Origin of the sequence: Dokdonia sp. Asnod3-C12 (assembly GCF_045063975.1) — a bacterium.
Taxonomy (GTDB): Bacteria; Bacteroidota; Bacteroidia; order Flavobacteriales; family Flavobacteriaceae; genus Dokdonia.
In genome coordinates, this window is the sequence record NZ_JBEFNY010000003.1 from 1,749,296 (window position 1) to 1,775,498 (window position 26,203).

27 protein-coding genes are annotated in these 26,203 nt (G+C 37.4%); 16 read left to right on the forward strand and 11 right to left on the reverse strand.

The window, feature by feature from the left end:
* Positions 1-70 precede the first annotated feature (70 nt).
* Positions 71-556 carry a GNAT family N-acetyltransferase gene (locus ACJJVW_RS08070; RefSeq protein WP_405251283.1) on the reverse strand — a complete coding sequence of 162 codons (486 nt, stop codon included), beginning with the start codon at positions 554-556 and terminating at the stop codon, positions 71-73.
* Positions 557-679: 123 nt separating this feature from the next.
* Between ACJJVW_RS08070 and fbp the strand changes: the two genes are divergently transcribed.
* The 5 genes from fbp to ACJJVW_RS08095 all read left to right on the forward strand — a co-directional run bounded on the left by fbp (position 680) and on the right by ACJJVW_RS08095 (position 4,986).
* Positions 680-1,684: a class 1 fructose-bisphosphatase gene (gene fbp / locus ACJJVW_RS08075; RefSeq protein WP_298322898.1), complete on the forward strand. Its 1,005-nt coding sequence runs from the start codon at positions 680-682 to the stop codon at positions 1,682-1,684.
* An 84-nt stretch (positions 1,685-1,768) separates the two neighbouring features.
* Positions 1,769-2,119: a fructose 1,6-bisphosphatase gene (locus ACJJVW_RS08080; RefSeq protein ID WP_405251284.1), complete on the forward strand. Its 351-nt coding sequence runs from the start codon at positions 1,769-1,771 to the stop codon at positions 2,117-2,119.
* A 21-nt stretch (positions 2,120-2,140) separates the two neighbouring features.
* A complete protein-coding gene (locus ACJJVW_RS08085) occupies positions 2,141-2,941 on the forward strand; it encodes a cell envelope biogenesis protein OmpA (RefSeq protein WP_298322895.1) in 801 nt (266 codons plus the stop codon).
* Complete coding sequence (locus ACJJVW_RS08090) at positions 2,928-3,422, forward strand: Rab family GTPase (protein ID WP_298322892.1); 495 nt, start codon at positions 2,928-2,930, stop codon at positions 3,420-3,422. Before ACJJVW_RS08085 ends, ACJJVW_RS08090 begins: the two co-directional genes overlap by 14 nt.
* Positions 3,415-4,986: an ATP-binding protein gene (locus ACJJVW_RS08095; RefSeq protein WP_405251285.1), complete on the forward strand. Its 1,572-nt coding sequence runs from the start codon at positions 3,415-3,417 to the stop codon at positions 4,984-4,986. Before ACJJVW_RS08090 ends, ACJJVW_RS08095 begins: the two co-directional genes overlap by 8 nt.
* A gap of 79 nt (positions 4,987-5,065) precedes the next feature.
* Here the strand turns inward: ACJJVW_RS08095 and ACJJVW_RS08100 are convergent, their stop codons facing one another.
* Positions 5,066-5,494 carry a fructose 1,6-bisphosphatase gene (locus ACJJVW_RS08100; RefSeq protein WP_041295807.1) on the reverse strand — a complete coding sequence of 143 codons (429 nt, stop codon included), beginning with the start codon at positions 5,492-5,494 and terminating at the stop codon, positions 5,066-5,068.
* Between the two features lie 87 nt (positions 5,495-5,581).
* On the opposite strand from ACJJVW_RS08100, the gene ACJJVW_RS08105 reads away from it, so the two are divergent.
* The 4 genes from ACJJVW_RS08105 to ACJJVW_RS08120 all read left to right on the forward strand — a co-directional run bounded on the left by ACJJVW_RS08105 (position 5,582) and on the right by ACJJVW_RS08120 (position 8,593).
* Positions 5,582-6,175, forward strand: a complete 594-nt coding sequence (locus ACJJVW_RS08105) for a HupE/UreJ family protein (protein WP_298322882.1) — start codon at positions 5,582-5,584, stop codon at positions 6,173-6,175.
* Positions 6,176-6,277: 102 nt separating this feature from the next.
* Positions 6,278-6,706, forward strand: coding sequence for a dCMP deaminase family protein (locus ACJJVW_RS08110; RefSeq protein WP_035334863.1), 429 nt, complete (start codon positions 6,278-6,280; stop codon positions 6,704-6,706).
* Positions 6,707-8,296 carry a S41 family peptidase gene (locus tag ACJJVW_RS08115; RefSeq protein ID WP_405251286.1) on the forward strand — a complete coding sequence of 530 codons (1,590 nt, stop codon included), beginning with the start codon at positions 6,707-6,709 and terminating at the stop codon, positions 8,294-8,296.
* A gap of 9 nt (positions 8,297-8,305) precedes the next feature.
* A complete protein-coding gene (locus ACJJVW_RS08120) occupies positions 8,306-8,593 on the forward strand; it encodes a hypothetical protein (RefSeq protein WP_405251287.1) in 288 nt (95 codons plus the stop codon).
* Positions 8,594-8,600: 7 nt separating this feature from the next.
* Here the strand turns inward: ACJJVW_RS08120 and ACJJVW_RS08125 are convergent, their stop codons facing one another.
* Together ACJJVW_RS08125 and ACJJVW_RS08130 are read right to left on the reverse strand one after the other, a co-directional pair.
* Positions 8,601-8,795 carry a hypothetical protein gene (locus ACJJVW_RS08125; RefSeq protein ID WP_108877650.1) on the reverse strand — a complete coding sequence of 65 codons (195 nt, stop codon included), beginning with the start codon at positions 8,793-8,795 and terminating at the stop codon, positions 8,601-8,603.
* Positions 8,796-8,799: 4 nt separating this feature from the next.
* Positions 8,800-9,384, reverse strand: a complete 585-nt coding sequence (locus ACJJVW_RS08130) for a MarC family protein (protein WP_108877651.1) — start codon at positions 9,382-9,384, stop codon at positions 8,800-8,802.
* A 265-nt stretch (positions 9,385-9,649) separates the two neighbouring features.
* Between ACJJVW_RS08130 and katG the strand changes: the two genes are divergently transcribed.
* Positions 9,650-11,866 carry a catalase/peroxidase HPI gene (gene katG, locus ACJJVW_RS08135; RefSeq protein WP_339845708.1) on the forward strand — a complete coding sequence of 739 codons (2,217 nt, stop codon included), beginning with the start codon at positions 9,650-9,652 and terminating at the stop codon, positions 11,864-11,866.
* 143 nt (positions 11,867-12,009) lie between these two features.
* Here katG and ACJJVW_RS08140 read toward each other — a convergent pair whose 3' ends face one another.
* Entirely contained in the window at positions 12,010-13,509 is a 1,500-nt protein-coding gene (locus tag ACJJVW_RS08140) for a M20/M25/M40 family metallo-hydrolase (protein ID WP_405251288.1), read from the reverse strand.
* A 210-nt stretch (positions 13,510-13,719) separates the two neighbouring features.
* On the opposite strand from ACJJVW_RS08140, the gene ACJJVW_RS08145 reads away from it, so the two are divergent.
* The 3 genes from ACJJVW_RS08145 (at position 13,720) to ACJJVW_RS08155 (ending at position 17,424) form a co-directional block, all read left to right on the forward strand.
* The gene (locus ACJJVW_RS08145) at positions 13,720-15,516 is read left to right on the forward strand and encodes an AMP-dependent synthetase/ligase (protein ID WP_405251289.1); all 1,797 of its coding nucleotides are present in this window, start codon (positions 13,720-13,722) and stop codon (positions 15,514-15,516) included.
* Positions 15,517-15,623: 107 nt separating this feature from the next.
* A complete protein-coding gene (locus ACJJVW_RS08150; protein ID WP_013750447.1) occupies positions 15,624-16,190 on the forward strand; it encodes a DUF3109 family protein in 567 nt (188 codons plus the stop codon).
* Positions 16,191-16,281: 91 nt separating this feature from the next.
* A complete protein-coding gene (locus ACJJVW_RS08155) occupies positions 16,282-17,424 on the forward strand; it encodes a methionine aminotransferase (RefSeq protein WP_405251291.1) in 1,143 nt (380 codons plus the stop codon).
* On the opposite strand, the gene ACJJVW_RS08160 is transcribed toward ACJJVW_RS08155, so the two are convergent.
* On the reverse strand, positions 17,421-17,933 hold the full coding sequence (locus ACJJVW_RS08160) for a DUF1440 domain-containing protein (protein ID WP_035334846.1): 513 nt from the start codon (positions 17,931-17,933) through the stop codon (positions 17,421-17,423). The genes ACJJVW_RS08155 and ACJJVW_RS08160 overlap by 4 nt on opposite strands.
* Before the next feature lie 218 nt (positions 17,934-18,151).
* Here ACJJVW_RS08160 and ACJJVW_RS08165 point away from each other — a divergent pair, with 218 nt between their 5' ends.
* Positions 18,152-18,622 (forward strand): ankyrin repeat domain-containing protein, encoded by a 471-nt coding sequence (locus ACJJVW_RS08165; protein WP_298322851.1) that lies wholly within the window; start codon positions 18,152-18,154, stop codon positions 18,620-18,622.
* 76 nt (positions 18,623-18,698) lie between these two features.
* Here the strand turns inward: ACJJVW_RS08165 and ACJJVW_RS08170 are convergent, their stop codons facing one another.
* The 3 genes from ACJJVW_RS08170 to ACJJVW_RS08180 are packed head-to-tail and all read right to left on the reverse strand — an operon-like array spanning position 18,699 to position 21,971.
* Entirely contained in the window at positions 18,699-19,361 is a 663-nt protein-coding gene (locus tag ACJJVW_RS08170; protein WP_339845693.1) for an HAD family hydrolase, read from the reverse strand.
* A complete protein-coding gene (locus ACJJVW_RS08175) occupies positions 19,362-20,060 on the reverse strand; it encodes a PolC-type DNA polymerase III (RefSeq protein ID WP_298322846.1) in 699 nt (232 codons plus the stop codon).
* A complete protein-coding gene (locus tag ACJJVW_RS08180) occupies positions 20,061-21,971 on the reverse strand; it encodes a DUF294 nucleotidyltransferase-like domain-containing protein (protein WP_405251292.1) in 1,911 nt (636 codons plus the stop codon).
* Between the two features lie 67 nt (positions 21,972-22,038).
* Here ACJJVW_RS08180 and ACJJVW_RS08185 point away from each other — a divergent pair, with 67 nt between their 5' ends.
* On the forward strand, positions 22,039-22,818 hold the full coding sequence (locus ACJJVW_RS08185) for an amidohydrolase (RefSeq protein WP_405251293.1): 780 nt from the start codon (positions 22,039-22,041) through the stop codon (positions 22,816-22,818).
* Here ACJJVW_RS08185 and ACJJVW_RS08190 read toward each other — a convergent pair.
* Positions 22,805-24,469: an Ig-like domain-containing protein gene (locus ACJJVW_RS08190; protein WP_405251294.1), complete on the reverse strand. Its 1,665-nt coding sequence runs from the start codon at positions 24,467-24,469 to the stop codon at positions 22,805-22,807. The two genes, ACJJVW_RS08185 and ACJJVW_RS08190, sit on opposite strands and share 14 nt — an antisense overlap.
* A gap of 41 nt (positions 24,470-24,510) precedes the next feature.
* Positions 24,511-25,191: a ComF family protein gene (locus ACJJVW_RS08195; protein WP_405251295.1), complete on the reverse strand. Its 681-nt coding sequence runs from the start codon at positions 25,189-25,191 to the stop codon at positions 24,511-24,513.
* Positions 25,192-25,228: 37 nt separating this feature from the next.
* Here ACJJVW_RS08195 and ACJJVW_RS08200 point away from each other — a divergent pair, with 37 nt between their 5' ends.
* Positions 25,229-26,128 (forward strand): hypothetical protein, encoded by a 900-nt coding sequence (locus ACJJVW_RS08200; protein WP_405221224.1) that lies wholly within the window; start codon positions 25,229-25,231, stop codon positions 26,126-26,128.
* The last annotated feature ends 75 nt before the right edge of the window (positions 26,129-26,203 follow it).

A 26,203-nucleotide genomic window follows, 5' to 3' on the forward strand; every position in this document is an offset into this window, starting at 1 on the left:
GATGTGTTGTTGTTTAGGTTTTAGTTACGCTTTCGCGAAAGCGTATACCTCACAACCGTACCAAGAATTGTTAAGCATTAATTTTTTTAATGTAATCTTGAAGACGTTGCTCATCCATCTGTACAAGATGCCAATCTTTTAAAAACTTTGCATTGCTTTTTTTGTAAAACTCGATAGCGCTAGTGTTCCAGTCTAGCACAACCCATTCTACACGTTTTACACCGCTCTCTGCTCCAAAAATCATAACCTGATCATAGAGCTGTTGCCCTACTCCTTTGCCACGTAAAGATTCCTTTACCACCAGATCTTCTAGGTGTAATGATTTTCCATCCCAAGTAGAAAAGCGGAAGTAGCATAATGCCATACCTACAACTTCGGTTGCTGTTTTGGCTACAAAACAAGTAAAAAGAGGATGCTCACCAAAACCGTTTTCTAGGAGCGTTCTTTCTGTAATCTTTACTGCTTCTGGCTCTTTTTCATAAACTGCTAGCTCGTTTATGAGACCCAGTACAGCGGGCATATCTTCTGGTGTTGCTTTTTGAATAGAGATGTTCATGTATAGGGTTGTTTTTGTCTAAGCGACGCTAAGGTAAATAATTACATTAACTATTCTTAAACGAAAACGTTGTAGTAATTTAAGATTAAAGTTACTTTTGCACTAAATCAAAAAACACGTATCGTGTCAAGAAAAAACCAAACATTAGGAGAGTTTATTATTGAAAATCAAGCTGAGTTCCAGTATTCTTCTGGAGAGCTTTCTCGCTTGATCAACTCTATCCGCCTTGCGGCCAAAGTAGTAAACCACGAAGTGAACAAGGCTGGCCTTGTAGATATCGTGGGCGCAGCTGGCGAGACAAACATCCAAGGTGAAGATCAGCAAAAGCTGGACGTAATGGCAAATGACACCTTTATACGTACACTTACTAACAGAAACATATTATGTGGAATAGCTAGTGAAGAGAATGATGATTTTATCTCTTTAGAAGGTCAAAATGGGGATAATAATAATAAGTACATATTACTTATGGATCCTCTAGACGGCTCTTCTAATATTGATGTAAATGTCTCAGTAGGAACCATCTTTTCTATATATAGACGTGTTACTCCAGCTGGAACTCCAGTAACTATGGAGGACTTTTTACAAAAAGGGCGAGAGCAAGTAGCAGCAGGTTATATCGTTTATGGGACTTCTACTATGCTTGTTTATACTACAGGTCACGGTGTTAATGGTTTTACACTTAATCCAGCGATTGGTACTTTTTACCTTTCTCATCCTAACATGCAGTTTCCAGAAATGGGCAGTATTTATTCTGTAAATGAGGGTAATTATGTTCACTTCCCAGATGGAGTGAAGAGATATATAAAATATTGTCAAGAAGAAAAGGATGACCGTCCTTATACGTCTAGATACATAGGTTCGTTAGTTTCTGATATTCATAGAAATATGATAAAAGGAGGAATCTATATGTATCCAAAAAGCTCAAAAGCAGCCAATGGTAAACTACGCTTACTGTATGAATGCAACCCTATGGCTTTTATAGCAGAGCAAGCAGGAGGTAAAGCAAGTGATGGTTTTGAAGCTATTTTAGACCTACAACCTACAGAGCTGCATGAACGAGTTCCTTTCTTTTGTGGAAGCAAATTAATGGTCGAAAAAGCCGAAAGTTTCATGAAGGAGTCTTAATTGTTGAGTTAAGAGGGATTAAAACTCATAAGGCGGGGGATTTTTTTTATATTTGATTAAACAAATATCAAGGCTACTACTATTATGGCTAAAAAAGACCCTACACAGAATGAGCAACTACCTGATGTTGCAAATTCTAAAATTGAGGCTATCAAGAACCTCATTTTCGGTGAAAATATTCAAGAATATAATCACGAATTTGACACTCTAAAGGCAGATATCACAAAAAAGCGTGAAGAAATGCTCTCTTATGTAGATGATGCTCGTAAAGAGATCATGACGGCTATAGATAATCTAAGTACAGATGTAAATATTCGTATTTCTGATCTTGAACAGGCACTTGATGATAAAACTCAAGACCTTGATAATAGAAAGGTAAGCCGTGATAGCTTAGGTGATATGCTCATACGTCTTGGTGAGAATATAAAAGCTTAGATCAATCTCTGAAAATTTTTAATGACAACTGATGAACGTCTTGAAATTTTAAAAGAGCTTTTACTCACAGATGAGAAAAAGCCTGAGAATGATATATACAGAAAACTCAAAGACCTAGAAGAGAGACAGCAACACTTATCAGATAGAGTGGGTCCCATTCTAGATGAACGTTTGTTGAACTTTGTAAAAGAGATGCCCGAAACTCTAGGGCCAACAATAACCCAAACATTAAAATCTGAAATTAAAAATTCTCAGGATGCTGTGGTAGAAGCATTATACCCTATTATGGGTAAAATGATAAAAAGGTATGTCCAAGCAGAAATAAAAAAGCTTAACGACTCCATAAGTGAGAAAATAGATAATGCATTTTCATTTAGAAGTATGTTTAAGTCTAAGGGTAAGGAAAGACCTACTGCAGCGGCACTGCTTAAAGAAGAATATAAAGCGTATATTGAACAAATACTTGTAATCGAAAAAGGTTCTGGATTGCTTAAAGCAAGCTATTCAAAAACCAAAACGATGGACAAGGATATGATGGCGGGTATGCTCACGGCGATTAAAAGCTTTGCAGAGGACGCTTTTGAGAGAGGGGATATGGAATTAGAGAGGATAGATTATCAACTCTATACTATTCATTTACAAAATTTCTCAGAATATTATATTGCCGTAATTTTGAGCGGTATTTATGATGATGAATATAAAAATAAACTTGATGATGTGTTACTTGACTTTGCTCAGTTTGTGATAAACAAAGATGATTTAAGTGACAATCAAAAATTTACCAAAAAATTAAAAGAGTATTTTACAGATGAGCGTATCTAAAAAAATAGTATTACTAGGACATTTTGGTGTTGGTAAGTCTTCACTGCTTCGCAGGTTTGTTGAGAATAACTTCTCAGATAACTATGTAGTGACTATTGGTGTGCATATAATGAAGAAGGAGGTAACTATTAACTCCGATAAAGTAACGTTAATCATATGGGACGTAGAAGGAACAGATGATTTTACAAAATATAGACCATCATACTTAATGGGAGCTTCTAGCTTTATTTATGTGTTTGATGCATCTAGAGCAGTAACATATGGTGATTTAAAATATAACTTAAGTCACTTAAAAGATAAGTATCCCCAAGTGCCTGTGCACATTATCGGAAATAAAGTAGACTTAGTCGACAAGGATGAAATCATGGCAGCTCTCAAGGCTCAAGATGTTCAACATAGCTATCTTTCCAGTGCAAAGACCGGAGAAAATGTTGAACAGCTGTTTAATGATGTAGCAGCGCAATTGCTTAAAAATGCTTGATAACCTTAGACAGGATTTTTTTAATAAAACCACACAATTACTTATTGTTAATAGAGGACTGAATGTTGTAGACTCAGATCAAAACCTATTTTCTATTAGCAAAAACTCTGATATAACAGAGTTTCACCCATTTTTCTACTCACTGATGAATGTCTTTGAGGAGACAAAAAAAGAACATACTTTCTTTTGTGTTCAAGTAGAGGTGCTAGGAAAACTTTATTTCTTAGATATAAAGACCATATTAAGAGATGACGATACGTTAGTCGTAATTTTAAACGATCTCACAGATCACTACAAAACCGTACATCAGATTAAACAGGTGCGTAATGAGTCTATCATAGGTTTTAATATCACACAAGAACTTAATCAAGAGTTAGAAATACAGCGTAGTTTTAAGAATAAGTTTCTTGCAAACGTAAGCCACGAAATTCGTACTCCGCTCAATAGTATTGTGGGCTTTCTTTCTGTGCTAGAAAATACAGATATCACAAGAGAGCAACTAGACATTCTTAATATTGTAAAAGATTCATCTAAGAACCTAGTGACTATTTTAGATGACTTGATGGATATATCTAAGATTGAAGCAGGCAAGTTAGAAATTAAAAAGAGGCGCTTTGACTTTAAAGAATTCATAGAAGTTTTAGGGAAAACCTATCAACTCAGAGCAGATGAGAAGAGACTTTCTTTTGAGTTTGAGATGGGCTCAAAGATTCCGCGTTTCTTAGTGGGCGATCATCTTAGAATCAATCAGATCCTTGTAAACTTATTAGAGAATGCATTAAAATACACGCATCAAGGAAATATAAAATTCTGTGTAAAAACAGATTCTCAAAATGCGAGAAGAATCCCTGTTACTTTTGAAGTAACAGATACTGGAATAGGAATACCTAAGGAGAAGATAGATAGTATTTTTGATAGCTTTACACAGTTAGAAAAAAGAGGTCTTTTTGGAGGATCTGGATTAGGACTTAGTATCGTAAAACAACTCACACACTTGTTAGAGAGTGATCTTGAGGTAAGCAGTGTAGAGGGCAAAGGATCTACATTTAGTTTTACGGTGTATATGGGGGTTTCTCATAACCAGAAACGAGAGAAGAAAGAAAAGACTAAGAAGACAAAGAATAAAAAAGCTACTGGAAAAAAGCCACGTATTTTATTAGGAGAAGATGTTGAGGTGAATCAGTTGTTAATGCTTCGTCTATTTGTAGACCATGGTGCTTATAGTATAGATATTGCAAAAGATGGTGAGCGTGTTCTAGAATTTTTAGACAGAAACACTTATGATTTAGTGATACTTGATCTTACGATGCCTATAATGGATGGGCTTGATACTGCAGTGCAGATACGAAGTCATTCTAATAGTAAAATAAGTAAACTTCCTATTATAGCGCTTACTGCTAGAACGGCCCAAGAAGAGCAAGATGCTGCAAAGGAAGCAGGTATGAATGCGTACTTAACAAAGCCTATAGATGCAGAGCTTCTTTTTGAAACTATAGAGAGACTCTTAACGCGTTATAAAAGAAAAAGTAAAGAAGTACTTTCTTTAGAAGAGGAGGAAGAGTAAAATCTTCTTAAAAAATAATCAAAAAGGGGAAGATCTCATGAAGATCTTCCCCTTTTTAATTTATGATAAAAGCTACAATCTAGCGGCTCATATTTTTGATTTCATCTTGAAATGTATCAAGATCAGTACCTTCTCTTACAAGAGTAAGTGCTTTATGTGCAACATAAGGTGCATTACTTGTAGCAAAACCTAAACCTATAGAAAGTCTAATCAAAAGAGGTTCTTCTTCCTCAAAATCATGATCAATGTGAATCATACGTGTAAGATCGTATAAACGCTCTAACCTTCTGTCATAAGTAGTAGGAGGGTTAATAGGGTGAGACATGTAGTCTCCTAGAATAATTTCATAATCCTCTGCAGATATAGAAAGGTTACGAGCAAGCCTGTCTAAAAAAGCTTTTTCCTTGTCTGAAATTACACCATCATCCATTGCCACTCTCACAATAGATGCAAAGTGATCTTCGTTTCTCTTGCGGAACCCGCTATCATATAAATCTGAAAAAGACATATTTCTTAATTTAAAGTAAGCATCAAAGATAGCTATTTAATCAAGATTTTTAATTTGTACATTTGATAAAACCCCTAATTTTTTTAGATGGATTCATTCTTATTTTATTTTAAAGAAGGCCTCTTCCACGTACTAGATTGGAACGCCTATGATCACATACTTTTTTTAGTAGTACTCACAGTGCCGTACTTGTTTTCTAACTGGAAAAAACTATTGACATTAGTAACCATTTTCACACTGGGTCATACCTTATCGCTGGCACTATCGGCTTACGGAGTTGTTAGAGTTAATTCATCATTAGTAGAGGTTCTTATACCTATAACAATTTTAATTACTGCTCTATATAATATTTTTACAGCTGGTAAAAAGAATCGCAATCAGAAGATAGGTATTCACCTTTTTGCAGCGCTATTTTTCGGATTAATTCACGGGCTAGGTTTTTCTACATATTTTAAAATGATGACAGCAAGCTCAGAAAGTAAGCTGTTACCATTAATAGAATATACTTTAGGTATTGAAGCAGCACAATTAATCATTGTATTTGTAGTGCTTATTATAAGTTTTGTGGGTCAGGCAATTTTTAGATTTTCACTTAGGGATTGGGTAATGGTTATTTCATCCATAGTGATTGGAGTCGCCATTCCAGTGTTTAAAACAGCACTTTCTAGCATTAATTTTTAATAATTGTTTTGCATGCTTTTAGTAGTGTGTAAATAAGTTATATATTATATTTTTTTTACGCTTTCGCGAAAGCGTACATACATACATACATCACAATAGCTAATGGCTTCAAAACAACATAAATATGACATCGCTTACTTGAGAATGGCTCGAGAGTGGGGAAAACTGTCGTACTGCAACCGTAAGCAAGTGGGAGCAATCATTGTAAAAGACAAGATGATTATCTCTGATGGATATAATGGTACACCTACTGGTTTTGAAAATATTTGTGAAGACGATGAAAATAATACCAAGTGGTATGTATTGCATGCAGAGGCAAACGCAATTTTAAAGGTTGCTAGCTCTACACAATCGTGCCATGGAGCTACGTTATACATCACACTGAGTCCTTGTAAGGACTGCAGTAAATTAGTACATCAAGCAGGTATTAAGCGTGTTGTATATCATAATGCTTATAAAGATCTAACGGGTGTGAAATTTTTAGAAAAAGCAGGCGTTGAGATAGTACATCTTCAAGATATCGATTCATAAATGAAAATACAACGCAAATATATTCCCCTACTCTTTGGCTTGGGCATTGCTTTAGGCATTTTGCTAGGAAGCTTACTAGATTTTGGATATAATGATACCGCGTTGTTTACTTCAAATGCAAAAAAGGATAAACTTAATAAGCTTATCGATTATATAGATTATGAGTATGTAGATGTCATTAATACAGATAGCATTGTAGATGTTACTGTAAATGGTATTTTAGACAATCTAGACCCACATTCTACTTACATACCACCAGACGAGTATAGTGCTATGGAGGAGAATATGAAAGGTGATTTTGTAGGTATAGGGGTGAGTTTTTATCCTTATAATGATTCGCTTGCGGTAATACAGGCTATTAAAGGAGGGCCTAGTGCTCGTGCCGGAATCAAAGGTGGAGACCGCATTGTTTATGCAGATGGCATCAATTTATCTACTAAAGAAATTACAGATGACTCTCTATCTAGTATTTTAAAGGGTAAAGCAAGAACACCTATTGAAATCAAAATAAAAAGACCTGGAGTTAAAGACCTTTTGACGTTTAATTTTAAACGTGATCATGTGCCTATTTTTAGTGTGGTAGGCAGTTATATGCTTACTAATAATCTTGGGTACATCAAGATTAACCGTTTTGCAGAGTCTACTCATGAAGAGTTCAAGAAAGCGCTCATAGATCTTAAAAATAATGGAGCGACTAAAATTGCACTAGATTTAAGGGATAATCCAGGAGGTTATATCTCTAGTGCAGAGGGAGTGGTAGATGAATTTTTAGAAGAAGACAAGCTCATACTTTTTACAAAAAATAAAACAGGAAACATTTCAAATAGCTACACCGATGACGGTGGTATTTTTGAAGAAGGAGAAGTGTTTATACTTATTAATGAGAACTCTGCAAGTGCTAGTGAGATTGTTGCGGGAGCATTACAAGATAACGACAAGGGAGTAATAGTGGGTAGAAGATCCTTTGGTAAAGGACTTGTGCAGCGAGAAATGGATTTAGGTGATGGTAGTGCTGTAAGATTAACTATAGCTCGTTATTACACTCCTACTGGACGTTCTATACAGAAGCCTTATGAGCTAGGAGATAAAGATTATTTTGAAGATTATCTCAATAGATATGAAAATGGCGAGCTACGCAGTGTAGATAGTATCAAAGTGGCAGACTCTCTTAAATTTAGAACTCCTAAAGGTAAAATTGTATACGGCGGAGGCGGAATCATACCAGACATTTTTGTTCCTAAAAATACAGACTATGAGGTTGAGCATCTCAATTACGTGCTACGTTCTGGATATATGCGCTTATTTATATTTGAGCAATTAGAAAAAGACAGAACGTACTTCAACAGCTTGAGTATGGAGCAATTTCAAGAAGAGGTTGTTATATCAGATCAAGTAGTAGAAGATTTTATATCTTTCGCACAGTTTAGACAGATTAATTTGAAAGCAAGTAAGTATAAAGACTTGTATAAGAAATACCTCAAAGCTACAATGGCTAGACAGCTTTTTGATAACAATGCTTTTGAGATGATGGTAAATAAAGAAGACGCCGTAATTCAAAAAGTAATAGAACTTACCCTTGAAAAAGAATAACCTATGTTAATGGTAGTAGCTATATATGTTTATATTATCGCAATCATCTTTAGATTGCTAGATAATAGTGCTGCACTACTTATACGTCACGGTATATCTGTAAGTCCTTTTTATCTAAAGCCGCCTATTATTCTGGCTCAAATAGAAGATCTAGATGATGAGAAACTCATCTGGAAGTTGCGACGTAATCTGTGGTATCAAAAATTGCACATTGGTTTTACAGCACTAGCAATACTCACTTTAATTGTTGGAATTGTTTACGAGATATATAACCCATACATTATATACCTAATGTAGCTGTATGCTATTTATGTTTCTCTGCAATCTTCCGAGAGGTACGTAAAATAAGTAATAACAATATCGCACACGCACACGCAATAACTCCTATTAAAGCAATGCTGCTTTCACCTTCAAGGAGATTAGAAAAGTCTAGTAACGTTACATTATAAATAAGAAGGCCTAGCGCCAGTAAGATTCCAATAGGGATTATAAACTTCATAGTATTACTTAAAGAGTTCTTGAATGTTTGCGGTAAAAAGCTTTACAGCGATTGCTAACAAAATTACACCAAAAACTTTATGTATTACAGCAATACCGTTCTTTCCTAAGAAGCGTTCTATGTGTTTAGAAGTTTTTAACACGATATAGACTAGCAAGATGTTGAGTATGATAGCAATTATAATATTGCTAAGGTCATATTCTGCGCGTAATGCAAGAAGCGAGGTAAGAGTACCTGGTCCTGCTACTAATGGAAAGGCGAGTGGGAACACAGATACGGTCTTTGCACTAATACCATCATCATCTTTAAAAATACTAACTCCTAGAATCATTTCTAGGGCTATAAAGAATAGAATAAAAGAACCTGCTACTGCAAATTCATATACATTAACACCTATGAGTCCTAGTATGCTCTCCCCTACAAATACAAATAGAATCATTACAATAAGTGCTACTAAGGCAGCCTTCTCACTCTGTATATGTCCTGCCTTTTTTCGCAGTTTTAATATAATAGGAATACTCCCTATTATATCAATTACAGCAAATAGCACCATTGCGGCAGTAAGTATTTCTTTAAGATCTATTTTCATTGCATATTCATTTTAAAATGCGCGCAAAGGTAGCCTTAATTAAAGGATACATAATGCATTAGTGAGGAGAATTATAAATACAATACGTAACTTAATGCACTATTAATAAGTTGGTAACATTTTATTTAAAACACATGTAATGTTTAATATAAATTACCGTCATAGTTTTTGGCTATTAAACTTTAATTTATTCTAATGATAAACTATAGTTAGCTAGATGGATAATAAATATTTTTACCATATCAACCTTGTAAAACCTATTGGAATGAAAAATACAGAAACATTTGATCTTAACGACGAATCTCAAGCGGCAAAGTGTCCTTTCATGGGAGGCGCACATAAACAAACATCTGGTGGCGGTACAACTAATCGTGACTGGTGGCCTAATGAACTTCGTTTAAATATACTTAGACAGAATGCTACAAAATCAGATCCACTAGGAGGTGACTTTGATTATGCTGCGGCATTTAATAGTCTTGATTTTAGTGCTCTTAAACAAGACGTACTTGATTTAATGACAGATTCACAAGACTGGTGGCCTGCAGATTATGGTCACTATGGAGGATTTATGATCCGTCTTGCTTGGCACAGTGCGGGAACTTACCGTATAGGTGATGGACGTGGAGGAGCAAGCTCTGGAACACAACGTTTTGCACCACTTAATAGTTGGCCAGATAACGGAAACCTTGATAAGGCTCGTTTATTATTATGGCCTATCAAGAAAAAATATGGAAATAAAATTTCTTGGGCAGATTTAATGGTGCTTGCAGGTAACTGCGCATTAGAATCTATGGGGTTCCCAACTTTTGGTTATGCCGGAGGACGTGAAGATGTATGGGAACCAGAACAAGATATCTACTGGGGAAGCGAGACAGAGTGGGGAGCAAATGATGAGCGTTATGCAGAGGGCGAGTTAGAGGCGCCATTAGGAGCAGTAATGATGGGTTGGATATATGTAAATCCAGAAGGACCTAACGGAGTTCCAGACCCTATGGGTTCTGCAGCAAATGTAAGAGAGACTTTTGGTCGTATGGCAATGAATGATGAGGAGACGGTAGCGCTAGTAGCTGGAGGTCACACCTTCGGTAAAGCGCATGGTGCAGCAGATCCAGACAAGTATGTAGGAACAGAGCCTCATGGAGCTAATATTGAAGAAATGAGTACTGGGTGGAAAAATAGCTTTGGTACAGGAGTACTTGATGATACCATTACTTCTGGTATAGAAGGAGCTTGGACACCTAACCCTACGCAATGGGATGCAGATTATTTTGATGTACTATTAAATTACGACTGGGAGCTTACCAAGAGCCCAGCAGGTGCACACCAGTGGACACCTACAGAAGCATCAAATGCTAAGATGGCACCTATGGCGGGAGATGCATCAAAGAGACAGCGTCTTATGATGACTACAGCAGATATTGCGCTAAAAGTAGATCCAGCATATTTAAAAATCTCACAAAAATTTCACGAAAATCACAAAGCTTTTGAAGATGCATTTGCAAGAGCATGGTATAAGTTAACACATCGTGATATGGGACCTGTAGAGAGATACTTAGGGCCAGAAGTACCTAGTGAAGAGTTATTATGGCAAGATCCAGTACCAAGTAATGCTGGATATTCATTAAGTGATGATCAGATTGCTACTTTAAAAGTAAAAATAGCAGCATCAGGACTTACGGTTTCAGAAATGGTTTCTACAGCGTGGGCATCTGCCTCTACGTTCAGAAATTCTGATAAGCGTGGTGGGGCAAATGGAGGACGCATCCGTCTTGCACCGCAAAACAGATGGGAAGTAAACAACCCAGAGCAGTTATATAAAGTGCTTAATGTTTACGGTACTATCCAGAGTGATTTTGATGGAGATGTATCTATGGCAGACCTTATTGTTCTTGCAGGGTCAGTAGGAGTAGAAAAGGCAGCAAAAGACGCTGGTCATGAAGTTACAGTACCATTTATACCTGGACGCACAGACGCTACACAAGAGCAAACAGATGTAGATAGCTTTGGTTATCTTGAGCCTAAAGCAGATGGTTTTAGAAACTATGTGAGTCATACACAAAAAGCAACAGCTGCCGAAGCAATGCTTATAGATCGCGCACAATTACTAGGACTTTCTATTCCAGAAATGACAGTGCTTGTAGGAGGTTTACGTGTATTAGGTACAAACTATAACGGTACTAAAGTAGGTGTATTTACAGATAGACCTGGACAGTTATCAAACGACTTCTTTACAAACATACTAGACTTTACATATACTTGGAAGGAGCTTTCTTCTGATGAGACATTATTCTCAGGAAGTGACCGTCGCACCGGTGAGATGAAGTTTACAGGATCTCGTGCAGATTTGATTTTTGGATCAAACACAGAGCTTAGAGCAATTGCCGAGGTTTATGGAGCAAATGATGGAGAGCAACGTTTTGTTGCAGATTTTATCAAGGCGTTTACTAAAGTAATGAACGCAGATCGTTTTGATATTAAGTAAATAAATCACGCTTTCGCGAAAGCGTAAGTACACAATAAAAACGTCCAACTTTTTGTAAGTTGGACGTTTTGCTTTTTATGCAATGCTTCTCACCAGTGCGTGTTAGTTCGCTTTCGCGAAAGCGTGACAACACAAAAACCTCCTTAAAAAGCTGTCTCAAGTAAAGCTAGACATACCTTGATGCCTTGTCTAATATTCCCTATGCGTATATTCTCATTAGGGTTGTGCTGATTGTTATCCATGTTAACCAGTGGAAGTATAACCGTAGGGACATCTAGCGCCTTAATCACGGGAACAATAGGCACAGTGCCGCCCATCATTCTAATAGTAATTGGGTCTTCACCAAAAGATTGTGATAGTGCTTCCCTCATTTTTTTGCCAAAAGCATCATCCGGATTTGTTCTAAATGCATTTACAGAAGTCTTCCCTGTAAAAGTTGCTAATTTAGGGTAGATAAGCCTTTCCTCATCTGTGGGTGCTCGGTCTATAAGATAATAACCTTGTTTAATGATATGATTTTTAATCTTTGCTAGTTGTGCGTCACCATCTGTCTCTGGAACAAGGCGTATATCTAGATGTGCAATCGCATACTCTGGAACTACCGTTTTTAAACCTTCGCCAGTCCAAGAGGTGCCTATCTGTCTAATATTTAGAGAAGGATATTGCAGCGCTTCTTGGTATGAACTTCCTACTTTTTCGGCGGTGTGAACACCAAGTTTTTTATTGAATTCAGTTGCCTCAAAAGGTACAGAAGAGAGTACTTGAGCCGTCTCTGGAGTGATGGTAATTCCGTTATAATAATTTTCAATGAGCACCTTGCCATCATCATCTTTCATCGTTGTAAGTAAGTTTGCAAGTCTAAAAACAGGGTTAGGCGCATAGTTGCCATAATGACCGCTATGTTGAGGTAGGCGGGCACCGTAAGTGGTAATTGCTGCAGTAGCAATTCCTCTACATCCAAAAGTGAGTGTAGGCTTATTAGAATCATGAGCAGGACCATCCATTACCACAAAATAATCTGCTGCATATCTATTTTTATAAGTGTCTAGGGTAGAAAGCAAAGCCGTCGAGTTGTATTCTTCTTCTGGGTCAAAAATCACCTTGATATTAAAAGCAGGCTCTTTTTGTTGTTCTTGTAAAAGTTGTAGCGCAGTAATAAACATCATAATAGGTGCCTTATCATCTGCAGCGGCACGGCCATAAATGCGCCAGTCATCATCTATTTTACTATCTAGTTGATCCCAAGAAATAGCTTTGTAGTCATCAGAGCTATTTTTCTCCTTGAGTACAGGTGTAAAAGGATCTTCTTGATCCCAGGTTGCGGGATTTACTGCCTGTCCATCTATATGAACATAAAAGAGCACCGTTTTATAATTTGGGTCATAGACCTTCTCTACAAGAAGAATAGGGAGCGTGCTAGTTTCTAATAAGCTGGTTGTAAAATCTAGCGCCTTGTAGCGCTTTTCTACAAAAGCAATATTTTCTAGCATCAAAGCTGGGTTTGAAGGCAAGTTAGGAATACTCACAAAGGCTTTATGTTCAATTAGAGTTTTCTTGAGATTTTGGTCTATGAGTACATCTGTAGGAGTTTGAGCAGTGCCTATAAGAGCAGTAAAAAAGAGACAGAGAGGCCAGGGTTTCATAGAAGAGAATTTTAAGAATAGTTGCTGTGTTAAGTACAACTGTATGTTAGATAAATATAAGGTTTTCTGCAGGGATGCTTCATTTCTATTAACAGAGGTTAATAAAAGCGTGTTAATACACGCTACTGCGGTTAATAAAAGAAGAAACGGGCTATTAATGTTTAATTTTGGAAAACCTCAATGATTAAATATCGTAATTAATTACAGTTTATGGATTACAAACACCTAGTAGTAAATGTCAAGGAAAATGCGCTACGCTTTGAAAACAAGAATGCGCTTTACGTAAAGAATGAGACACTTAATACTTGGGAAGGTATAAGCTGGAAGAAAATGTATGAGCAAGTAGAAAACCTTGCTAAAGGTTTGCTGCAATTTGGGATTGGAACACAGCATAACGTAGCCATCTTTGCCGAAAATATGCCTAACTGGATTATTGCAGATTTTGCGATAATGAGCATAAGAGCAGTAACAGTACCTATCTATGCAACATGCTCTACAAAGGAAGTAGACTATGTAATTAATGATGCTGAGGTAAGTTTGCTTTTTGTGGGTAATCAGCATGAATACGATCAGGCTTATGGGCTTCTAGAAAGCTCATCCTATTTAAAGCTTATAGTAGCTCTCACAGATACCATAAAGTTAAAGTCATCTGTTTCTTCTATGTATTTAGAAGATTTTGTTGCCGCTAGCCCTACTCAAGAAATTGAAGAGATCTATTTAAAAAGACAGCAAAATCTTGATGTAAAGGATCTAGCGAGTATCATCTATACCTCTGGAACTACAGGAGAACCTAAAGGTGTGATGATAGACCATACTAATATAGGAGCTTCCCTCGCAGCACATAAATATGAATTAGATATATCTGACCAAGATGTGTCGTTAAGCTTTTTACCACTCAGTCATATATTTGAACGTAGTTGGGTGTTTTTCTGTTTGCACATGGGGATTGAAGTTTATTTTAACCAAGATCCAAAGAAAATTGCAGAGGTGCTCAAGGAAGTACGACCAACAGTTATGTGTACGGTGCCTCGTATTTTTGAAAAAATTTATGCTGCGATACAAGCAAAAACAAAAGAAGCTTCCCCTACAAAGCAGAAACTCGCGAGCTGGGCGCTAGGTGTGGGTAATGACTACTACAATAAGCACAAAAGACTAGAGAAAAATGTGCCACTAGCACTAAGTCTCAAATATAAGCTTGCAGATAAGCTTGTGTTAAGCAAACTGCGTGCACTCTTTGGAGGGCGTATTAAATTTATGCCTTGTGGTGGAGCACCTCTTGCGGCAGAGATGGTTTCATTTTTTCACTCCTTTGGTCTTGACGTAAAATGTGGCTATGGTCTTACAGAAACTACCGCAACAGTTTCTTTATTTGGATACACAAATTTTGAATTCAACTCTGCTGGAAAAAGCATAGAAGGTACTGAGATTAAAATAGGAGATAATGATGAAATCCTCGTTAAAGGCCCTGGAGTCATGCAAGGTTATTATAAAAAGCCAGAAGCTACAGCTCAGGTTTTTAAGGACGGATGGTTTTGTACAGGTGATGCAGGAAGACTAGATGAGCATGGGAACCTCTACATCACAGATAGAATCAAGGATTTAATGAAAACATCTGGAGGTAAATACATAGCTCCTCAAAAATTAGAAACAGCACTTATCAGTGATGCTCTCATTGAGCAACTTGCAGTAATAGGAGATCAGCAGAAATATGTGACGGCACTTGCCGTTCCTAATTTTGAGAACTTAAAAAAGTATGCCCTCGAGCACAATATCTCTTTTGATAGTATGGAAGAGCTCATTGAGAATAAGGAGGTTGTAACACTTTTTGAGAAACGTTTTGACGAGCTTCAGCAGGAATTTTCAGCGTTTGAGAAGATAAAGAAGTTTACACTGCTTCCTCGTGAGTTTAGCATAGAAGCAGGAGAAATAACGCCTACACTAAAAATTAAACGCAAAGTAGTTCAAAAAAAATACAAAGCACTTATTGATAAAATGTATGCAGCCTAGGTAGTTTGAAGTGGTACGCTTTCGCGAAAGCGTAAAAATCATAACCATAAATAATCTCGCTACTCACACATTTTTACTTGATACTTTCCCAGTATCTTTGCGCAACTATGTTCCAACTCAAAAAAACCATCGTTTCTGAAGACATTATCGAAAAAGATTTTGTCTGTAATCTCAATGCTTGTAAAGGGGAGTGCTGCATCGCAGGTGAAGCTGGCGCACCACTTGAAGAAGATGAGGTTACCATCATGGCAGATATTTATGATAAGGTAAAACCTTTTTTGCGTCCAGAAGGAATTGCGGCAATTGAGGAGCAGGGAACCAGTATCGTGCGTGACGGTGAACTTGAGACACCGCTAGTAAATGGAGCTGAGTGTGCTTACGTTACTTTTAATGATAAAGGATGGGCAAGCTGTGGTATTGAGGATGCTTACAATGCAGGTGAAGTGTCGTGGCGCAAGCCTATTTCTTGCCATTTGTACCCTATTCGTGTACAAAAATACAGCTCATTTTCGGCAGTAAATTATCATCGCTGGCCTATCTGTAGCGATGCTTGCTCTCTAGGGAAAGAACTATCTGTGCCTGTTTATAAATTTACTAAGGATGCGTTGATACGTAAGTTTGGTGAAGAGTGGTATACAGAACTAGAGAAGACCGCTCAAGAAATGGGTAAATAATGTAGTACTTTATATGGACCTAAAAGTCCTATGCAACAAAGTTTGTATGTAATCTTAAGAGATGCCTTATCTTTAATCACAAAGACGATACATGCATTTTCATTCAAAACTTCCTGACGTTAGTACTACTATTTTTACGGTGATGAGTAAGATGGCACATGAACATCAAGCCATTAATCTCGCGCAAGGATTTCCAGGCTTTGATAGTGATCCAAAACTGCAACAGCTTGTTACAAAGGCAATGAGTGATGGGTACAATCAGTACGCTCCTATGCAAGGTATTTACAGCTTGCGTGAAGAAATTACTCAAAAACTCAACACCCTATATGGAAGTGATTATCATCCAGAAACTGAGGTTACAGTAACTGCTGGAGCAACCCAAGCTATTTACACAATCGTATCTGCATTTATACGTCCAGATGATGAGGTGATTATATTAAAACCTGCTTATGACTGCTATGAGCCTGCTGTGACTGTAAATGGCGGTAAAGTAGTCCCTATTCAACTCAAAGCGCCAGATTATAAAGTGAACTGGAACGCGGTAGAAGATGCGATAACGTCTAAGACTAAAATGCTGTTCATTAATACTCCGCACAATCCTACGGGTACGATTCTGGAGAGAGAGGATATGCTTGAATTAGAGCGTATTCTTGAAGGTACAGATATAATATTACTAAGTGATGAGGTGTATGAGCATATAGTTTTTGATAGTAAGCGTCATGAAAGTGTGGCTCGCTACCCAGCATTAAGAGCACGCAGTTTTATTACGGCATCCTTTGGGAAGACTTTTCATAATACAGGGTGGAAAATGGGATATACAGTTGCTCCAAAAGAGTTGATGGTAGAGTTTCAAAAAGTACATCAATTTAATGTGTTTTCAGTGCATCATCCTTCCCAAAAAGCCTTTGCCCAGTACCTCAAGGAACCTAGTCATTATTTAGAACTGAACGATTTTTATCAGCAGAAAAGAGATTTATTTTTAAACCTAATTGAAGGTTCGCGATTTACAGCAAAACCTGCCGCAGGCACTTACTTTCAGATGCTGGATTATTCTGCAATTACTAGTGAGAGTGACACCGCTTTCGCGAAAGCGTTAACCACAACCCATAAACTAGCGTCTATACCAACGTCGGTATTTAATGTGAATCAAGAAGATTATAAAATGCTGAGATTTTGTGTCGCCAAAGATGACGAGACACTCAAAAAAGCTGCCGAAATCTTAACAAGCATCTAGTCGTCTAGTTTACGTGCCACCCAACCTCGTATGAGCTCTGCTGTTACTCCAAAGGCAACATGAGCTAGAAATTCGTTTGCTTGTAATTTTACAGGGATATCTTTAGGCTCATCTTCTAGGCCCATTAATGGAAGCGAGGTTTCATGCGTTGCGAGATATGCTGTCGTACCAAAGAGCGCTCCCTCTACAAGGTTAGTCTCTGGTCTATCACGTTTTGCATAGCCTAAACTAGCTCCTAATGTTACTCCAATGGGAATATTCACTAATTGCTCTGCGAGATCTCGATTTGATGTGCTCACCGGTTCGCCAGTAAGTTTCTCAGAGATATTATCTACAAGCTTAAGTTGTGCACTGTCGGTGTTTGGCTGTCTTACGGGTAATACTCGTTCTATGGCGCTTTTAACAATGGTACCTGCTAGACCTCCTAATACTCCAGAAATCACTCCTCGTGTAGCGGTAGATGCTAGATTATCTTTTTCAAGCCAGTTAGAAAGCGCAGTATTACTCATAGTTAGTGTGCGTTTTATAACTCTAAAGTACTTTTTAAGATGTTGTAGAGCTCTTAAGGTAATTATAATTAACAATTAATTAAATAACTGCAGTAAAATAATAAGCATCAATTCTCGCAAGAGACGTTAATTTAAATGGAGTATATCATTTTTGTTTTTATCTTTATGTTTTCGGAGTAATCACAAAAAGCAACTCCATGTAGTATAGACTGTAAGTTATGAATGACAAATTATTTGATGCAATACGCAACGGAGATCTAGAGATGGTACATGCAATTATTACTGCGCATCCAGAACTTGTAAATATTAAAGATCAACGTGGTTCTACACCTTTATTACTTGCCACTTACTACGGAAACCAAGACATAAGCGAGGCTATTTTAAAGCATAACCCAGATCTAAACGCTAAAGATAGCTCTGGAAATACAGCGCTTATGGGTGTTTGTTTTAAAGGATATCCAGTAATTGCAAAACTTCTTATCGAGAGCGGGGCAGATGTAAATGCTGTAAATCTTAACCAGGCGACAGCGCTTATTTATGCAGCCACTTTTGCCCAGTCAGAAATTGCGCAAATGCTTATCGAAAATGGAGCCAACTTGTCTCATAAAGATGAGAAAGGTAACACCGCTTTTGATCACGCAAAAATGCAAGGATCTACAAACCTTATGGAAATTTTAGAAGAGAAATAAGTTAGTATGAGTGATTTCGCTTTCGCGAAAATGTGACTCATTAAAAATAGTTCGTAGCTTGACCCATATGCGCTTCTTACTTTAGTGAGTTCAAGTCAAATTTTCTATAATCTTCTATCCAGTTTTTACAGCCATTATCCAGCATTGCTTCACGATTTTTTGTTCCTATTCCTAAAAACGAAATTTCAAGTTCTTGCGCGGCTTTTAAATCCCAAAGTCCGTCACCTACAGCTATGATATTATCAAAGGACGTTCTATTGTAATATTCTTTAGACTTCTCGATGGCTTCTTTTACAAATCCCACTCGAGAAATATTATGTAACGAAGTTGCAAGTACCTCTGGAATAAAAGGAACTTGAGAACCCTCCATTTTTATAGCAGTAGCTTTTGGAAAAGCACCCGTTCCATAAGCAAATGGAATTTGCATTTCTTGTAACTTTAATAACAATGAGCGCGCGCCTGGAATTTCGGTAACGGGACTACATTTAGATAATTCTTCACCCAGTAAGTGGTCTAGCTCATATCTTAAGTTGGCTGGAGCTTTCTTGTTAAAAGTACGCTCGTAATTATACTCTAGCGCATACAGATCTGTGTGGTGTAGATAGTTGTCATAATCGGTGTCTATATCTTGAAGCCCTATATCTGCTAGAACTTTGGTAATAACAGGTAGATACGTTGGAATACTATCTGTAAGTGTCCCATCTATGTCAAAAACGAAAAGTGTGTCTTTTGTAATCATCTAGTTTTTTCTGAATAATTGTTTTACTGTAAGTGAGCCATCGCTGTTCAACCGCTTCACAATTTTTATAAAAGCTATGGCTGTAATAAGCGCATCTCCTGCAGAAGTATGTCTATCGTGTAAAGGAATTTTGAGCGCTTCGGCAAGTTCATCTAGCGTGTACCTTTTTTCTTGTAAAGGTCTGTTTATAGGATGCACAAGTCTTTTGTACAACGTTTCTGTATCGAGTACTCTGTTTTTTAATTTTCCCAGCTGAGCACGTTTGAGGGCTGCATTAATTACTGCAACGTCAAAACCTATGTGGTGCCCTATGAGAATATCTGTTCCTATAAACTCTAAGCATCTTTCTATAGCCTCTTGTTCATTTACTTGCTCATAACTTCCATTGCGGAGGATGCCATGTATTTTTGCACTTTCAGGCTTATATATATCTTGCTTGAGATATAGTTCTAGACTCTGTGCTATAGAAATCTCATTATTAATAACGGTGACCGCTCCTATAGATAGAATACGATCTTCTTTATAATGTAAACCCGTAGTTTCGGTGTCAAATACTACAAAACGAGTGGTGTGAAGCTTTTTTCCATCTAGAGTACTACCTAAAAAGCCTGCCTGACTTTTTTCCTGAGCAAAAGCAGCAAGATACTGTGTCCAGAAGGAAGGATAATCTCTTTGAGGTGATGTAGTAAATAATCCCATCTAGCTCAAATTTTGAGTTTGAAAACGTACACGTAACACTTCTTGTAAATCGCGTAGTGGTTTAAAGCATCGTTTTAGTTTGAGGCGTTCCTCCTTTGATAAATCGGCTAGTTTAATGAAGCGGCCGCTATCATCGTTGCGCAACCCTTGTTTGACTCTAAATTTAAGAAGTGCTTTAAAAGCGTAAGCGCAGCTCTCAAAAAGCTCCTTATTTTGTGGCTCTAGCTCGGCAAGTTTTTCAAAACGTTCTGAGGTGTGATTTATGTTACGTAAATTATGGTAAAGTGAAAGCACTCTGGCGCCACTTATAAGAGGAGCCATAGCTCGATTTTTTATATCAAATTCATCTTTATGTGCTCCATCTGACTCCACTAAGAAGTTGCGAAAGAAACTCACCGGCGGAGGATTTTTAAGTGCATCCTTTGCCATAAATCTAAAAAAGACAGAAGATGTAGATAGTTGGTCATAAATAGAAGCAGTAAGTTCTCCTACTAATTCTTGAGTTCCATAGACCATTCTATAGTCAAAGAATATTCCCGATAGCAACATGCTTTCTGGAGACGGATCTTTAATCCATGTAGAAAACTGCGCTTTCCACTCAGAAAGTGATAAACAGTATAGCGGATTACTTCCCATCATATCTGCAGGGCAGTAATCATAACCTATTTTATGTAGGCGCTTATTCATCCTATTTGCTAGATGCAGAAAGTAATTTTTTGTCGCCTCATTGTTTTCTGGAGACACATCCTCATAAATAAGAGCGTTATCTTGATCTGTATAAAGTAATTGCTCCTCTCGCCCTTGACTACCTAATGCAAGCCATGTAAATGGTACTGGAGGATTATGTGCCATCTTGCTTAATGAGAGCTCCATGGTACGTTGCATGAGAGTGTCTTTAAGCTCAGAAAAAATATTAAGTATATGTGATATAGGTAAGTTTTGGTCTAGGTAGCGCTCAAGAAGAAGCGTTGCTTTTTCCCAAGTAAACCGCAGCATTTTGGTCTTTTTTGCTCGTTTTATTTCCTTTATGAGTTCGGCGGGGCTGTTGCCGTAAGCGACCACAATGTCATGTTTACTTAACACACCTACTACCTTTGTGCTGGCTGTTCCGTCTTCGGTAATTATGAGATGACTTATTCCATTTTTGAGCAGTATAAGTTGTGCTTGAGCTACGGTTACTTTTGGAACGGCACAGACAACCTGAGTAATCATTGCATCGCGTACTACGTGATCACTAGAGATGATATTATTTGCAATAGCATTACGCAATTCTCGATTTGTGAGAACACCTACTGGAATTGCATTGACTGTAATTACTAAACATCCTATGCGATGTTGTTGCATCAATCTCGCTGCTTCTTGTATGGAAGTTTCTGGAGAGCAAGTGATGATAGATGTGCTATATCGTGCTTGTTCTAACCCTAATAAATGTGCGCTACGTTCGGGTTCATAGGTGTTCAGTAAAGAGCCACTTTGCTGTAAGGTATATGGATCTTTTATGTTTGATGCAAAGCTAGCGATGAGGTAGTTTGAAATGGCTTTGTTCGCTTTCGCGAAAGCAGAAAACTCCTCCATTGGTAACGTATAGATTATCGTCTCCTCGTTTGCCGTAGCAGTCGTTCTATAAGTATCTGTAGAGGTCACTTTGAGGCCAAAAAGGTCTCCTTCATCACAAATATCTACTACCTTAATGACATCCTTGGATGGTCTCGTAAGCTTTATAGCCCCTTGCTGAACGATATAAAAACGGTCACTGTAGGCCTGATCACGTTTAAAAATAACTTCATCCTTATCAAGGTAAAGCACAGAAGCTTGGCTACAAATATCCAGCAAATCACTCTCTGCCATAAATTGAAATGGCGGAAACTGTTTTAAAAAATCATAGATTCTTTGAGCAATTGTGTTTTGCATAGCGTGTACGTATTCATTGTAAAGATAGTACAGATGGAAAGTTCTACCGTAAATGTATCTTTATACTATGAAATCAGAAACATTACAAGTAAGCCTCATACAAACTTCGCTTTTTTGGGAAGACGCAAATCGCAATAGAGCGCATCAAGAAACATTGATAGCAAAAGTTCCCAGAGATAGTGATCTTATCGTTCTGCCAGAGATGTTTACCACTGGATTTTCTATGAGTCCGCAATCGCTGGCCGAAACTATGGATGGAGAAACTGTAAAGTGGATGAAGCAACAGGCTCTTAAGTCACAAGCAGCCATCTGCGGAAGTTTAATAATAAGTGAAGAAGGTCTCTATTACAATCGGTTTTTATTTGTCACTCCAGAAGGTGAAATAACGAGCTATAATAAACGCCATACATTTAATATGGCTGGTGAGGGAGAGCAGTATAAAGCGGGTGATAAACAGGTGCTTATTAACTATAAAGGTTGGAAGATTTTTCCGCAGATTTGTTATGACTTGCGTTTTCCGGTGTATGCGCGTAATACATCTGATTATGATCTCATTATCTACGTTGCAAACTGGCCAAAAACTAGAATAGCGGCTTGGGATACGCTCCTTAAAGCTAGAGCTATAGAAAACATGTCTTATTGTGTAGGAGTAAACCGCGTGGGAGTAGATGGTAATAACCTTGAATACATAGGTCACTCTGCTGTGTATGATGTGCTAGGAGATGAGATGGTGACAGCACACACTCAAGAAGGCGTAGTGACCACTATGTTAACCAAAGCGCATGTAAATGAAACCAGATGTAAGTTGCCTTTTCTAGAAGACAAAGACAGATTTACTCTTGAATAGTGTCCTTAACCTTTGTTTTCTTAGGAAGTAGTTCAAAAGTTTCCTTGGCAAACCAACTAGGTCGTACATCAATTTCTCCAGGGAAATTGATAATCACCTCTGGTTGTTTTTTCTGTAAATAATTTCCAGAGTCAAAAAGACGGTTATTATTGGAATCCTCTATAAGGCGTATTTTATACGAGCCTGGTTTGAGGAGCTTAAAGTTAAAAACAGTCTCTTGAAGGGAGTATTGTGTTTGTATGATCTCATCACTTTTATCCATTAACTGGATGATGTACGGGAAGTTCTTTGCGTTTTTGAGGGTGAGTTCTATATCTCCATAATCTGAGAACTCCTTAGTATTTGCTTTGTAGAAAAGAGTATCATTCTGTTGGCCAAAAAAGTCTGTAATCGCATTAGGTAGCGCTTTGATACTATAACTAGCTTTTTCCTCTTTCTCAAAATCGATATCTAAAGAAGTCCTGTTATCTTGTAAAGAATAGGTAAAAGGAATCTCGACAGAGTCTTTTACAACGGTTATTAAAGACTGATTAATGGTGTCTATTGGAATATTGCTGAGTATGCGATACGGTTTATCTAACAACACAGCATTGCGATATTTTGAAGAAAAGGCTAGAGAGTCTAGTTTTGGCTTACGTATTCTAGCTTGCAGGGTGTCACTATAACCCGGTGCAGTAACATTAAAGACGAGCGAGTCAAGTGATACTCGTGGCTTGTACCAGTAATATAAAGTATCCTCTCCTTTTTTTGTGATGGTGGTTTCGTGATTATTTCCCACATCCGTTAAGAGGTTTATAGCGATGCTATCTGTATAACCACTAATACCAAAGGCTATTTTACCCTCGGCAGCATGTTTAGGGCGAGAGGCTTTATAAGCGGGTGTTTCTGAAAATAACTTTAGTGTATAAGACGAGTCAGTTGGGATAGTTACAAAATCTTCTATAAAAGCAACCTTATCTTTTTTAGGTTGAAAAGTATAATTTGCGTCTTCATCTTTTAAAGCTACAAGCGCATACGTTCCAGGTTTTAGATAGTCTAGTTCAAACGTGTTGAGGCTATCTAAAGTGTTTGTAACATATAATGGAGGCTTATTATAAATAGTAGAATCTGTATACGTACTATCTGCTTCATAAAGCATCACGGTTACAAAATTATCAGGCTTGTCTAAGATCGCATCTACAATTGTTCCAGATACAGTAAGGCTATCTATATAGTCTCCTGTAGACATCACATACTTAAACGAAGGAAAAGGATTTCCTTCATTATTATCCACAATACTGAGCCCAAAATTGAAAACATAGGTCGTATTAGGAGCAAGTGTATCTTGGATTTTAATCTCTATGTATTTTGATGCAGACCCCTGTGGAGAGATTACTCTATTGATAATAGGAGGCGAGATAATAAGTTGTTTTCTAAGATCTTTAAGTTTTACATACTCATCAAAATAAATTCGAATTTCGTCTCCTTCAAAGTTTGTAGTAAAGTTAGGAGGTGTAGACTTCACAAAAACTGGAGGTAAACTATCCATAGGTCCTCCGGTAGGAGATCCGCGTTTTGCACAGTTTACGAGAGTAAGTGCCATACTCACCATAACTACTATAAATGTAGCTACGCGTCTTCTATTAAAATGATACCAAGGATTATCTGTCATGCGACTACAAAGAAACAATTATTTTAACCAAAACGAAATACCTATTGTGCTATTGCCATCACGGCAATACTTAATTTAAGATTAGGTATTTTAAGAAGCTGTAACGCACATGATTCTAATGTTGCTCCAGTCGTTAGGATATCATCACATAGTAAGATGTGTCTAGCTTCAAGATTGCTATTCATTACAATTGAAAAAGCATCAAGTACTTCATCACTGCGTGTAAAACGTCCTTTAAATACTTGCGTTTTTGTGTTTTTTGATTTGACAAGCACATCATCTACATAATGAGCATCTAATGCTTTGGCTAGTGATTTACCAAAGCCTTCCACTTGATTGTACCCTCTTTTTCTTTTCTTCTTTGGGTGTATAGGTACTGGAACTACTGCATCTATACGACTATATTCTTCAAGAATTTTAAGATCTTCACCTAGCCATGCTCCTAGAAAGCCGCTTATCTCATGCTGTCCTCGGTATTTGAGATTATGCATGAGTTCTTGCACAGGACCTTTCTTTTCAAAATAAAATAATGCTGTCGCATTTTCTATATTGAGGCGTCCATAAAATACTTTTTTAATTGCAGGGTCGTTGTACCTATGAAAATCTGTGAGAGGTAATGTATGCCTACAATGTGTACATATCATATTTTCGGCAGCGATGAGTTCGCTGTCACAAGATTTACAGGTTTCTGGAAAAAATAGAGAACGGAGCGATTGTAGCAATGGCTTATACTTTTTTTTTCTAAATTAACCCCTTTATGTGAATAATAGAACATCTATGCGTACTAAAAGTACCAATAATACCTTATTACTCCTTGTAATCTTACTCTGCTTAGTTGTTGCGGGCCTAGGGTTTCATACCTATAATTTTCAAAATGAAGTGCAGCAACGTGAGGCACAGCTAGTGAATGATAAAGAAAGAGTTACAGCACAGCTGGATGAAGAGTTGTCAAAATACAGCACACTTATAAAAGAGAGAGATGCATTAAAAGGAGCGCTTAAACAAGCGCAATCAAGACTCCTACAACTCAAGGAAACACTAAGAGACGACGACCTGAGTAGATCAAAAATGCAGCAGTTTCAAATGGAAATACAAAGACTGCGTCGAGAGCGAGAATTTTTTATAAGTGCAAATGATAGTCTACAATTAGAAACAAAACGTCTTGTCGCATTGCAACAAGAAACACAAAAAGCACTTGACCTAGCGACAAAATCTCAAGACAGCATACAGAAATCTAATAGAGATCTAGCAGAGAGACTTACACAAGGAGCACGTCTTACAGTAAGTAATCTCGCAGCAAGAGGAGTGATTCAGCGCAATAGCGGTAAGTTTTTTATGACTTCTAGAGCGAGTCGCGTTGAGATGATGCAGGTGTGTTTTACCGTAAACGATAATCAACTTGCAGAGGCAGAAAATAAATCTTTTTACGTACAGGTACTTAATGGGCGAGGTCGCATGATAGGCGTAGAACGTAATGAAAAGTTTGAAGACGGGTCTGTGGTACGCTATAATACAAAAACTACGATTGCATTTAATAAAACCGCATATACCATCTGCGAGCTTGTTCTGCCTGTGCAACAGATGGAAGGTGGTGATTACACTATAAATGTCTATCACGAAGGCTCCATGCTACTCTCTACCATACTTTCTTTAAAATAGGGCAATCGCAATTTCCGTTATTTCGGAGGGATTGCTATTTTTACAGCTTGTTACAAACGGAAACAAATAACTTTA

Coding starts and splice junctions, on each gene's coding strand:
- ACJJVW_RS08095 (WP_405251285.1), top strand. CDS start 3,415: ATGCTTGATAACCTTAGACAGGATTTTTTTAATAAAACCACACAATTA.
- ACJJVW_RS08105 (WP_298322882.1), top strand. CDS start 5,582: ATGGATTCATTCTTATTTTATTTTAAAGAAGGCCTCTTCCACGTACTA.
- ACJJVW_RS08185 (WP_405251293.1), top strand. CDS start 22,039: ATGAAATCAGAAACATTACAAGTAAGCCTCATACAAACTTCGCTTTTT.
- ACJJVW_RS08165 (WP_298322851.1), top strand. CDS start 18,152: ATGAATGACAAATTATTTGATGCAATACGCAACGGAGATCTAGAGATG.
- ACJJVW_RS08090 (WP_298322892.1), top strand. CDS start 2,928: ATGAGCGTATCTAAAAAAATAGTATTACTAGGACATTTTGGTGTTGGT.
- ACJJVW_RS08155 (WP_405251291.1), top strand. CDS start 16,282: ATGCATTTTCATTCAAAACTTCCTGACGTTAGTACTACTATTTTTACG.
- ACJJVW_RS08190 (WP_405251294.1), bottom strand. CDS start 24,469: ATGACAGATAATCCTTGGTATCATTTTAATAGAAGACGCGTAGCTACA.
- ACJJVW_RS08125 (WP_108877650.1), bottom strand. CDS start 8,795: ATGAAGTTTATAATCCCTATTGGAATCTTACTGGCGCTAGGCCTTCTT.
- ACJJVW_RS08130 (WP_108877651.1), bottom strand. CDS start 9,384: ATGAAAATAGATCTTAAAGAAATACTTACTGCCGCAATGGTGCTATTT.
- ACJJVW_RS08100 (WP_041295807.1), bottom strand. CDS start 5,494: ATGTCTTTTTCAGATTTATATGATAGCGGGTTCCGCAAGAGAAACGAA.
- ACJJVW_RS08120 (WP_405251287.1), top strand. CDS start 8,306: ATGGTAGTAGCTATATATGTTTATATTATCGCAATCATCTTTAGATTG.
- ACJJVW_RS08145 (WP_405251289.1), top strand. CDS start 13,720: ATGGATTACAAACACCTAGTAGTAAATGTCAAGGAAAATGCGCTACGC.
- katG (WP_339845708.1), top strand. CDS start 9,650: ATGAAAAATACAGAAACATTTGATCTTAACGACGAATCTCAAGCGGCA.
- ACJJVW_RS08180 (WP_405251292.1), bottom strand. CDS start 21,971: ATGCAAAACACAATTGCTCAAAGAATCTATGATTTTTTAAAACAGTTT.
- ACJJVW_RS08140 (WP_405251288.1), bottom strand. CDS start 13,509: ATGAAACCCTGGCCTCTCTGTCTCTTTTTTACTGCTCTTATAGGCACT.
- ACJJVW_RS08160 (WP_035334846.1), bottom strand. CDS start 17,933: ATGAGTAATACTGCGCTTTCTAACTGGCTTGAAAAAGATAATCTAGCA.
- ACJJVW_RS08175 (WP_298322846.1), bottom strand. CDS start 20,060: ATGGGATTATTTACTACATCACCTCAAAGAGATTATCCTTCCTTCTGG.
- ACJJVW_RS08085 (WP_298322895.1), top strand. CDS start 2,141: ATGACAACTGATGAACGTCTTGAAATTTTAAAAGAGCTTTTACTCACA.
- ACJJVW_RS08080 (WP_405251284.1), top strand. CDS start 1,769: ATGGCTAAAAAAGACCCTACACAGAATGAGCAACTACCTGATGTTGCA.
- ACJJVW_RS08170 (WP_339845693.1), bottom strand. CDS start 19,361: ATGATTACAAAAGACACACTTTTCGTTTTTGACATAGATGGGACACTT.
- ACJJVW_RS08070 (WP_405251283.1), bottom strand. CDS start 556: ATGAACATCTCTATTCAAAAAGCAACACCAGAAGATATGCCCGCTGTA.
- ACJJVW_RS08115 (WP_405251286.1), top strand. CDS start 6,707: ATGAAAATACAACGCAAATATATTCCCCTACTCTTTGGCTTGGGCATT.
- ACJJVW_RS08110 (WP_035334863.1), top strand. CDS start 6,278: ATGGCTTCAAAACAACATAAATATGACATCGCTTACTTGAGAATGGCT.
- ACJJVW_RS08150 (WP_013750447.1), top strand. CDS start 15,624: ATGTTCCAACTCAAAAAAACCATCGTTTCTGAAGACATTATCGAAAAA.